General features: G+C 49.5%; 10 protein-coding genes and 2 tRNA genes. 6 read left to right on the forward strand and 6 right to left on the reverse strand.

The window, feature by feature from the left end:
- Positions 1-264: 264 nt before the first annotated feature.
- The 6 genes from NNO04_RS21535 (at position 265) to NNO04_RS21560 (ending at position 6,248) form a co-directional block, all read left to right on the forward strand.
- On the forward strand, positions 265-891 hold the full coding sequence (locus NNO04_RS21535) for a ferredoxin-like protein (RefSeq protein ID WP_271446396.1): 627 nt from the start codon (positions 265-267) through the stop codon (positions 889-891).
- A gap of 119 nt (positions 892-1,010) precedes the next feature.
- On the forward strand, positions 1,011-3,113 hold the full coding sequence (locus NNO04_RS21540) for an aldehyde ferredoxin oxidoreductase (protein WP_271446397.1): 2,103 nt from the start codon (positions 1,011-1,013) through the stop codon (positions 3,111-3,113).
- Between the two features lie 10 nt (positions 3,114-3,123).
- Positions 3,124-3,774: a YdhW family putative oxidoreductase system protein gene (locus tag NNO04_RS21545; RefSeq protein WP_271446398.1), complete on the forward strand. Its 651-nt coding sequence runs from the start codon at positions 3,124-3,126 to the stop codon at positions 3,772-3,774.
- A gap of 63 nt (positions 3,775-3,837) precedes the next feature.
- On the forward strand, positions 3,838-4,506 hold the full coding sequence (locus NNO04_RS21550; RefSeq protein ID WP_271446399.1) for a 4Fe-4S dicluster domain-containing protein: 669 nt from the start codon (positions 3,838-3,840) through the stop codon (positions 4,504-4,506).
- A complete protein-coding gene (gene phsC / locus NNO04_RS21555) occupies positions 4,503-5,288 on the forward strand; it encodes a thiosulfate reductase cytochrome B subunit (RefSeq protein WP_271446400.1) in 786 nt (261 codons plus the stop codon). Before NNO04_RS21550 ends, phsC begins: the two co-directional genes overlap by 4 nt.
- 3 nt (positions 5,289-5,291) lie before the next feature.
- Positions 5,292-6,248, forward strand: coding sequence for a hypothetical protein (locus NNO04_RS21560; protein WP_271446401.1), 957 nt, complete (start codon positions 5,292-5,294; stop codon positions 6,246-6,248).
- 59 nt (positions 6,249-6,307) lie between these two features.
- Here NNO04_RS21560 and NNO04_RS21565 read toward each other — a convergent pair whose 3' ends face one another.
- The 6 genes from NNO04_RS21565 to ompC all read right to left on the reverse strand — a co-directional run bounded on the left by NNO04_RS21565 (position 6,308) and on the right by ompC (position 10,699).
- On the reverse strand, positions 6,308-7,117 hold the full coding sequence (locus NNO04_RS21565) for an MBL fold metallo-hydrolase (RefSeq protein ID WP_271446402.1): 810 nt from the start codon (positions 7,115-7,117) through the stop codon (positions 6,308-6,310).
- 109 nt (positions 7,118-7,226) lie between these two features.
- A complete protein-coding gene (locus NNO04_RS21570) occupies positions 7,227-7,367 on the reverse strand; it encodes a hypothetical protein (RefSeq protein WP_271446403.1) in 141 nt (46 codons plus the stop codon).
- A 149-nt stretch (positions 7,368-7,516) separates the two neighbouring features.
- Positions 7,517-7,593, reverse strand: a tRNA-Val gene (locus NNO04_RS21575).
- A gap of 4 nt (positions 7,594-7,597) precedes the next feature.
- Positions 7,598-7,674 (reverse strand) — tRNA-Val (locus NNO04_RS21580).
- A gap of 287 nt (positions 7,675-7,961) precedes the next feature.
- The gene (locus NNO04_RS21585) at positions 7,962-9,299 is read right to left on the reverse strand and encodes a cation:dicarboxylate symporter family transporter (RefSeq protein WP_271446404.1); all 1,338 of its coding nucleotides are present in this window, start codon (positions 9,297-9,299) and stop codon (positions 7,962-7,964) included.
- Between the two features lie 266 nt (positions 9,300-9,565).
- Positions 9,566-10,699: a porin OmpC gene (ompC, locus tag NNO04_RS21590; RefSeq protein WP_271446405.1), complete on the reverse strand. Its 1,134-nt coding sequence runs from the start codon at positions 10,697-10,699 to the stop codon at positions 9,566-9,568.
- Positions 10,700-10,814 lie beyond the last annotated feature (115 nt).

Genomic DNA, 10,814 nt, shown 5'->3' on the forward strand with positions numbered 1-10,814 from the left:
GATAATAAATATCACTTCGCATTTAATATTTTCCTTCCGTTTTTTAATTGATGATGATCAAAGTTATACCTGCTGAATAACCACATTATCTTTATGCCTAACCCTAAAGGATTAGTTCGTTGGCATTTAATCCTCTTTTATGAAATCCGGTTAAGGCAAAAACACCAGGTGTTGGAGGCAACATGAGAGGCTCTGTTTTTGCATAATGAGAATTGGCCTGGAAGATGTTGTCGGCACTGCGTTTGCAAAGAGGATGCAAAATAAATGAACCAGGTTGATCGTCCACTTTTAGATTTCGGTTTAACGCGGCTTGAATTTTTGCGTATATCAGGAAAAGGGCTGGCGGGATTAACGATTGCGCCTGCGTTGTTGTCACTCTTTGGCTGCAAGCAGGAAGATATAGACAGTGGAACAGTAGGGCTGATAAATACGCCGAAAGGCGTTCTGGTAACCCAGCGCGCCCGTTGTACGGGGTGCCATCGTTGCGAGATTTCCTGTACCAATTATAACGATGGCGCGGTGGGAACGTTCTTCTCTCGCATTAAGATCCATCGCCATTATTTCTTTGGCGATGCGGGCGTTGGCTCCGGCGGCGGCTTGTACGGTGATTTGAACTATACCCCTGATACCTGCCGTCAGTGCAAAGATCCGCAATGCATGAAGGTGTGTCCTATTGGCGCCATTACCTGGCAACAGGACGAGGGCTGTATTGCCGTTGATCACAAGCGGTGCATTGGATGCAGCGCATGTACGACAGCTTGCCCCTGGATGATGGCCACCGTAAACACCGAAACCAAAAAGTCCTCAAAGTGTGTTTTATGCGGTGAATGCGCCAATGCTTGCCCAACCGGGGCATTAAAAATAATTGAGTGGAAAGACATTACTGTTTGATTGATCTCAGGCGGAAGCGCGGTGCGTCATTCTCCTTTTAAGAATCCAGTTTTGCAAAAAGTGCGAGATGACGGTTAGCGATAATCACGCGATTAAATCATCTTGCAAAGGAAAAAATTATGGCTAACGGTTGGACTGGTAATATTTTGCGGGTCAATCTCAGTACGGGTGAAATTACTCTTGAAGATTCCAGCAAATTTAAAAAATTCGTCGGTGGAATGGGCTTTGGTTATAAAATTATGTATGACGAAGTCCCGCCTGGCACAAAGCCTTTTGATGAAGGAAATAAACTGGTATTCGCTACCGGGCCACTGACAGGGTCTGGCGCGCCATGCAGTTCTCGCGTCAATATCACTTCACTTTCTACATTTACCAAAGGCAATTTAGTCGTCGATGCGCATATGGGGGGCTTTTTTGCGGCCCAAATGAAATTTGCGGGCTATGACGCGATTATTATTGAAGGTAAGGCGGCATCGCCCGTCTGGCTTAACATTAAGGACGATAAAGTCAGTCTGGAGAAAGCTGATTTTCTCTGGGGTAAAGGGACGCGAGCCACGACGGAAGAGATCTGTCGGATGACCAGTCCTGAAACCTGCGTGGCGGCTATCGGTCAGGCCGGTGAAAACCTTGTTCCGCTCTCCTGCATGCTTAACAGCCGCAACCACAGTGGCGGGGCGGGAACCGGGGCGGTAATGGGGTCAAAAAACCTGAAAGCGATTGCGGTTGAGGGCACCAAAGGGGTCAATATTGCCGATCGTAAAGAGATGAAACGGCTCAATGACTATATGATGACCGAGCTGATTGGTTCCAATAACAACCATGTCGTTCCCAGTACACCGCAGGCGTGGGCAGAATATTCCTCTCCGGCTTCACGCTGGAATGCGCGCAAAGGCTTGTTTTGGGGGGCAGCGGAAGGCGGTCCCATTGAAACCGGCGAAATACCGCCGGGTAACCAGAACACTGTCGGCTTTCGTACTCTTAAGTCCGTTTTTGATCTGGGACCTGCCGCCGAAAAATACACGGTGAAAATGAGCGGATGCCACTCGTGCCCGATTCGTTGTATGACCCAGCTCAACATTCCCCGGGTAAAAGATTTTGGTGTGCCGAGTACCGGGGGCAACACCTGCGTGGCGAACTTTGTTCATACCACGATCTTCCCGCACGGCCCAAAAGACTTTGATGACAAAGACGACGGGCGGGTCATTGGTAATCTGATCGGCTTAAACCTGTTTGATGATTACGGCATTTGGTGCAATTACGGGCAACTGCATCGGGATTTCACTTACTGCTACAGCAAAGGGGTCTTCAAACGCGTACTTCCTGCCGACGAGTATGCCGAAATTCGTTGGGACCAGCTGGAAGCCGGGGATCCTAACTTCATCAAAGATTTCTATTACCGACTGGCGCATCGCGTGGGCGAGCTCAGCCATCTTGCTGACGGTTCGTATGCCATTGCTGAGCGCTGGAACCTGGGCGAAGAATACTGGGCTTACGATAAAAACAAACTCTGGTCGCCGTTTGGCTTTCCTGTGCATCACGCCAACGAAGCTTCAGCACAGGTGGGGGCGATCACCAACTGCATGTTTAACCGCGATTGTATGACACACACCCACATCAACTTCATCGGTTCCGGTTTACCGCTGAAATTGCAACGGGAAGTGGCGGGCGAGTTGTTTGGTTCAGAAGACGCTTACGACGAGACTAAAAACTACACGCCGATCAATGCGGCCAAAATTAAATACGCCAAATGGACGCTGCTCAAAGTCTGTCTGCATAACGCCGTTACGCTGTGTAACTGGGTATGGCCAATGACGGTATCACCGCTCAAAAGCCGGAATTATCGCGGCGATCTGGACCTGGAAGCGAAGTTCTTTCAGGCCGTAACCGGTGATGAAACGACTCAGGCCAGCCTGGATCTCGCGGCTGAACGTATCTTTACGCTGCACCGTGCCTACACGGTCAAGCTGATGCAAACCAAAGATATGCGTAATGAACACGATCTCATCTGTTCCTGGGTGTTCGACAAAGATCCGAAAATCCCCGTCTTCACCGAAGGGACAGACAAAATGGATCGCGAGGATATGCGCCTTTCTCTGACGCTTTTCTATCAGGAAATGGGCTGGGATCCTGAGTTGGGATGTCCGACCCGCGAAACCCTGAATCGACTCGGCCTTGAAGACGTTGCAGCCGATTTGGCAGCGCAGAATCTGTTGCCTGCGTAAGGAACGCGAGATGAGCCATGTAGATAACGATTCAGCTCAGGATGCTCCAGAGATAGACGTCGAAAAACGCCAGTGGTTTCATGCGTTGCGTCCTCAGGATGAGCAAGGCGATACGCCGCCGGAGGCGGCTAATCCAGTCGCGATTGTGGCGGATTTTATCCGCCAGCATTCGGCATCGGGAAATCTGGTGGCGCGCAGTCTGTTTATGCTGCCGCCCTATTTGTTGACCGAAGAGGATCTCTCTCCTCTGCTGGAGAGTTTGTGCGAGGGCGCCAGTGGGGCGGATATAACTTGCGTGAAGGGAAGCCAGGATGAGTACTACTACAGCACGCAGACAATGACCGCAAACTATGCCGATATGTGTGTGCAAGTGGTGGAAAGGGATATCTGTCGCGCGGTTGCCGAAGCGGTACGCTTTGATTGTCGGACGTATCCCCGTCCTTACAAAGTCGCCATGCTGGAACAACCGCCGTACCGTTTTGAACCGCAAGAGATAGAGGCGGCGCTGGCGACGATGGACGTGCATCCGGACTATGCGGATATCCGCCGTGTGGAATCGTCAAACGCAGAGCCTTATCTGTTTAGCGAGCGTTTTATGAGCTATGGCAAGGCCTATGGCTTATGTGAATGGCTTGAGGTTGAGCAGTATCAGAACCCCTGATTTTTCAGGTAGATGTCATGGAACGTGTGGACTGTCTCTGTCACAGCATTAGAGGATAACCCGATGTCCTTCACTCGACGAAAATTTGTTATTGGCATGGGTACGGTGATCTTTTTCACCGGCCCCGGTCAAAAGGTCGTAGCCGGCACGCAAAAAACGAAAGACGTGCGCTACGCCATGATTCATGACGAATCACTGTGTAATGGCTGTAATTTGTGCGCACGTGCGTGCCGTAAAACGAATCACGTCCCTCCGCAAGGGAGTCGTTTGTCGATCGCGCATATCCCGGTGTCTGATAACGAAAATGAAACTCTGTATCACTATTTTCGTCAGTCTTGCCAGCACTGCGAGAATGCACCCTGCATTGACGTTTGTCCGACCGGGGCTTCCTGGCGGGACGAAAACGGTATTGTGCGGGTAGACACCTCCCGCTGCATTGGATGCAGTTACTGTATCGGCGCATGCCCTTATCAGGTTCGTTATCTCAACCCACAAACCAAAGTGGCGGATAAATGCGATTTCTGCGCTGAAAGCCGTCTGGCGAAAGGCTTTCCGCCTATTTGTGTCAGTGCCTGTCCAGAGCACGCACTGATTTTTGGGCGTGAAGACAGTCCAGAAATTCAGGCATGGCTGCGGGAAAACCAATACTACGAGCATCAACTTCCAGGTGCAGGCAAACCCCATCTGTATCGCCGGTTCGGTCAACATTTGATTAAAAAGGAAAATGTATGAACGCGTCGCAGAATGCCGAACAGTTTCACATGCAGCTTGCCCACTATGTACCTCTGTTTTCAGCGGAATACTGGCCTGTCTGGTTAGTGATTGCCGGTTTGATGCTGGTGGCGATGGGGTTAGTGCTGGCGCTGCACGCCATATTACGTTTTCGATCCGTGAGTCAGAAGGCGGCGAGTCACGGAGAGAAAGTCTATTTGTACTCAAAAGCGGTCAGGCTATGGCATTGGTCTAATGCGTTGTTATTTCTGTTGCTGTTAGTCAGTGGCCTGATTAATCATTTCACGCTCGCCAGCCCGTCGGCGATGAAAAGTCTGCTGGCAGTGCATGAAGTCTGTGGTTTCCTGCTGCTGATATGCTGGATTGGATTTGTGTTGATCAACCTGGCGGGCGGCAACGGCCATCATTACATCATTCAACGCCAGGGATGGGTAGGCCGTGCGCTTCGGCAGACGCGTTTCTATCTGTTCGGCATTATGCAGGGGGAATCGCACCCGTTTCCGGCAACCGTGCGTTCGAAGTTTAACCCGCTGCAACAGGCTGCTTATGTCGGCGTTATGTATGGACTGTTGCCGCTGTTGTTGATAACCGGCTTATTGTCGCTTTACCCTCAGGTCGTCGGAGATCTGTTCCCCGGCGTTCGTTACTGGCTGTTGCAGGCGCATTTTGCGTTGTCCATTGTCAGTCTGTTTTTCATTTTTGGTCATCTCTATTTATGCACAACAGGCCGCACGCCGGGCGAAACCTTCAAGTGCATGGTAGATGGCTACCACCGGCATTAATTAATGGTGATTACGCGTAAAGATTTGCGGGCCTGGCGTGTCGGGCCCGTAATGTATCGATGGTTTATTCGTCATTTTCCTGATGGGGGAAGTTACGCAGACGTACATCGCACGCTCCAGTTCGAAGGATATGCTGATTGGGCAAACAGTCTGGTGGAATATGCATGGACAAAGTGGCTGAGTGAAGAGAGCTTTGTGCGTCAGGATATTCGTATGATGGAGTTTTTGGCCAATGCACTGACTCCGCCGAATGCCATTTTTCCTCATGATGCCGAAAGGATTGCCCCCTGTTTCAGCCAATTATCTACGGTTAAAAATAAAGAGCAGCTGGCGAACGCGGAGAATAGCGCGCAGATCTGCAGTGCCGGCGATAACGTTCGGTTAGGCTGTGCCGGAGACAATGTTAAAGTGGCCAGCGCAGGGACTCACAGCTATATCGGTAGTACAGGGGACAATGGCTGGCTGAGCAGCGCAGGTTATGCCACACAGATCGCCAGTGCGGGTTATGGCGTACGTATTGGGAGTGTGGGATACAACGCCCACATTGGCAGTTCAGGCGATCGTGCCCGTGTGGTGGTGGCGGGGAATTCAACCCGCGTTAGCAGCGCCGGGAACAGCACACGTATCGCCAATACGGGAATGCGTGTGCGAGTCAGTACGCTCGGCAGCAGAAGCAATATCGCCAGCGCTGGCGATCTGTCACACATTACCTGCTTTGGTGAACAGCCTAAAATAGCCAATAGCGGTGATAACGTTCATATAATTGCCAGTGGCGAACATGCCGTAATCGCCAGTGTAGGGCATGTAGATTCCATCATTCTTGGACCCGGAGGATGTGCCGCGTTGGCCTATCACGATGGCGTCCGCACACGCTTTGCCGTTGCTATTGAAGGGGAGAACAATATTCAGGCTGGGGTGAAATACCGGCTCAATGAACACCACCAGTTTGTGGCGTGTTGAATCAGTCTGGAGAATCAATACAGTTCGGCTGCAGCCAAATTTACGCGCCGCGTTGTTGCTCATTCAGGAATGGTGACCACTTCTCCCGTTGCCGGGCTGTGCAGTGACGGCAGCCATAATTTTCCCCACCAACCGGTGCAATGACAGGCGAAAATATACGTTGGGTTTTCCTTGCGTAGAAAACGTCTGATTTTCCATAAGGCCCACGGAGATGCACTGCGCAGATGTAGCCCTCCGACAATGGCATGAATGCGCGTGATGCCAGTGATTTTTTGGCAGTGACGTACAATGTTGATAATCCCTTTGTGACCGCAGCCAGTGATGATCACCAGTCCCTGTGCCGATTTATAGATCAGAACACCCTCATCCTGGATGTAATCTGTGGATTGTGCTGGATCGCCAAGAACGCCATAGGCTTTTGGAGAAGGGGTTGAGATCTCGCCTGACCACATGAAACGGGAACTGATGTTCACGGGCGTTGATGTCGGTTCCTGTATAAAGCGTGAATAATCAACGTCGATTGACAACTTTTTGAATTTTACTTTTATCCCGGCAACAGTGAGCGCGGCAAAGCGTGGTTGACTGATGGCAGGGTGGCAGATGATCCGCGTGTTCTCAGGGAGCCACGGTACGCCACCGCAATGATCATAGTGTCCGTGGGAAAGGAGCGTTGCCGTCAGTGTGCTGAGATCAATTCCCATGTTCTGGGCATTTTTCAGAAAGCTATCATCGGGGCCAGTATCGAACAGGAGTCGGTCCTGGCCGTCGTCAATGAGCAAACAGAGGCCCGGTCTGGATATCAAGCGCGGGGAATTGTGGCGTCTTTTTGCCAGATGATTTTCAAGTAGTACACTGATTTTCAAAGACATGGTTATTCTCCAGCCAGAGGGCTGAATTGTCTGCTATCTGCAGGGGCGTCTCAATAGGGCAAGGGAGAAGAAATGGCATTAAAAAACCGGCGCGCAGCCGGTTTAAACATTAGATTTTGCAGGCGTCGCCGCAGTCATCATCAGCCACAATCGCTTGCGCTTTTTTGTCTGCATCATCAAGACGCTCGGCGTTACGCTCTTGTGCTTCTTCCAGCCCGTTAAAGACCAGATTATCGAGATCAATTTCCATCAGCTACCTGCTTTATTTCTGTGTTTATCAACATCTGAGTATATTTCAGAAAAGCATACTCAACAAACATAATGCAGCTAAGTGGCATGAATTGAAAAGGGAGTAAAACGAAAGGAGAAGAGAATGCACCAGATCACAATGCTGTGAAATGGTGCGTCCGAGTGGACTCGAACCACCGACCCCCACCATGTCAAGGTGGTGCTCTAACCAACTGAGCTACGGACGCAGAATGGTGCGTTCAATTGGACTCGAACCAACGACCCCCACCATGTCAAGGTGGTGCTCTAACCAACTGAGCTATGAACGCAACGTTGTAGGTGACAACGGGGACGAATATTAGCGGCAGAGTCAGAATGAGGCAAGAGGGAAATGGTATTTTTCTGTCTGAATTCACTCGATCGCAGAGTATTTAAACAAGTTGCTTATATTTTGTTGATGTGAAAGCGTATTTTTTACGCATTGTGCCCATTCTGGCTTATAGGGGCCGATGAATCATCAGATAAATAGGGTTGAGGTGCTCATCCTCAGCGTTTACTTTTGCAATAAACGCTGAGGAGACCGAGATGAGAGAGAAAACTCTGAGTGCGGGTTAATTTATCGCCGTGCTACGCTGTTGCTCCTGGTTTTTTCACTGAGCAATCGGGTCGCCAGAACACCCGACATCATTGAGCCATTCACATTGAGCGCTGTCCTGGCCATATCGACGACAGGTTCTATCGCAATAAATATGCCGACCAGCGTAACCGGGAAATTCAGCGTGGAAAGTACGATCAGTGATGCAAATGTTCCACCGCCGCCAACACCTGCGACGCCAATGGATCCTAACGCGATAGCGGGAAGCAAGGTTGCCAGAAAATGAACCGATAACGGATCGACACCCATTGTCGGCGCAATCATCGCCACCATAATGGCAGGATAAATGCCTGCGCATCCGTTCTGCCCCATACTGGAACCGAAGGACGCCGCAATATTGGCAATCGTATTCGGTACGCCATATTTTTCCTGCGCAGATATGGCCAGCGGAATTGACGCTGCGCTACTTCGTGAGACAAATGCAAAGGTGAGCACTGGCCAAACGGTTTTAAAGTAATGAATGGGATTTTTACCACTCAGCACCAGCAAAATGGCGTGAACGATAAACATCATTAGCACAGCCAGATAACAAGCGGCAATAAACCCCAACAGGCTTGTAAATTGTGAAAGCTGGTATGTCGAAAATACGTTTGCCATTAATGCCATAACCCCATAGGGCGTCAGTGCAATAACGATACGCACCATCTTCATTACCCAAATCTGTATGGCATTAATACCCGCACTTAATTTTTTACCTTCTTCGGGAGCTTCTTTTTTGACTTTTAACAGCGCAACGCCAGCAAGCAGGGTAAAAATGACAATACCGATGACGGAAACGCTTCTTGCCCCGGTTAGGTCGAGAAATAGATTGGTGGGAATCAATGATGTTATTAATTGAGGTAATGATACAGCGGCAGTTTTGTCGACATCCTCCGCCGTCAGGCTTGATTGCAGATGGCCAAAGGCGCTGGCGTCCAGGCCAATGGTGTGCGCAGTAAGCAGTCCTACAAATCCGGCGATCATCACCAGACACAGCATGCAGGCAACGATTGTCAAAGACATCTTACCGATACCGGCATTGTTTTCGAGTTTGTTAATTGCAGAAAGAATGGAGATGAAAATCAGTGGAATGGCGACGAGTTTTAACAGGTTGACATAACCATTTCCGACGATGCTATACCATTCAATAATGGTTTTGCTGTTCCCGGTCGTCATAAAATGGAGAGAGATGCCGATGACGGCGCCCAAAAAAATAGCAATAAAAACAGATCGGGAAAGAGATTGACTCTTCTGATCTATTTTAAATACACCCCATGAACAGATCAAAAAAAGCGCAACATACGCGAGAGTGGTGAACATATTTTAAGCCTCTTGCCTCATTCAGCACCTGAAATGCCGGAAAGAGTTTGTTTTCAGTGAGTAAATCTATGTCTTAAATAAGCCATAGAGCCGGACGAGATTATAAGGAGGTATGTCCTCCGAATGCACACAAAAACTGTGGAGTCTTATCAATTTATTTGTGTGTGGCGAATATTAGGTCAAGGAAGGGGATTTGGTCGCCGCCAGGAGAATATAAGAAAAAAGCCCACCAATGACTGGGTGGGCTATTTGATACGGGGAAAATATTAGAACTGGTAAACCAGACCTAAAGCAACGACGTCATCCGTTGCGATATCGTTACGGGAATAGAAATTGTCGTCTTCATCCAGCAGGTTGATTTTGTAATCAACGTAGGTGGACATATTTTTGTTGAAGTAGTAAGTCGCACCGACATCTGCATATTTCACCAGATCCTGGTCGCCGTCGGCGTTGTTCAGATCCTGACCTTTAGACATCAGGAAAGAAACTGCCGGACGCAGACCGAAGTCGAACTGGTACTGAGCCGTCACTTCAAAGTTCTGCGTTTTGTTTGCGATAGTACCGGAATTACCGCCATACGGAGTCATATTACGGGTTTCTGAGTACATCGCGGCGAGATAGATGTTATTCGCATCGTATTTACCACCCACTGTCCATGCGTCAGCTTTGTCGCCGCCAGCAGTAGAGAACTCAGCCTGCTGGTTAGTACGGTCGGAAGAGGTATACGCCGCACCCAGCGTTACGCCCATACCGAAGTCGTAGGAGGAGGAAATACCGAAACCGTCGCCGTTGGAGTTCTTAACGTTGCGGTCGCCACCATTACCCGTACCTTCCTGGAACAGCTGGCCATTTTCGTCGGTAACCTGATTTTCGTTAGCCCCCTGGTACTGGAGGGCAAAGCTCAGGCCATCAACCATACCGAAGAAGTTGTTGTTACGGTAAGTCGCAACGCCATTCGCACGACCGGTCATGAAGTTGTCAGCTTTGGTATAAGAGTCACCACCAAATTCTGGCAGCATATCGGTCCAGCCTTCGACGTCGTAGAGAACGCCGTAGTTACGACCGTAGTCGAATGAACCGTAATCACCGAACTTCAGACCAGCAAACGCCAGACGGGTCCATGAATTACCGTGGTCGCTTTCCGTGGTGTTGGCTTGCACGTTGTATTCCCACTGACCGTAGCCAGTCAGTTGGTCAGTAATCTGAGTCTCGCCTTTGAAACCCAGACGGATATAGCTCATGTCACCATCAGAAGCTGTATCATCAGAGAAATAATGCAGACCATCGACCTTGCCATAGAGATCTAACTTGTTACCGTCTTTGTTATAAACTTCAGCTGCGTGAGCCGCACCAGCAGCCATTAGGGCTGGAATGACGATAGCCAATACTTTTCTTTTCATTTTATCCCTCAAACACCGAATTTATTTTTAGAAAGTGGAACTAATTGCGATTCATCGAATCAATAGCATCCTAAGCCAAATCTGAACAATTCAGCAAATCCTAACTATTTATTAT

Origin of the sequence: Citrobacter sp. Awk 4 (assembly GCF_028069725.1) — a bacterium.
In the GTDB taxonomy this organism is placed as follows: domain Bacteria; phylum Pseudomonadota; class Gammaproteobacteria; order Enterobacterales; family Enterobacteriaceae; genus Citrobacter_D.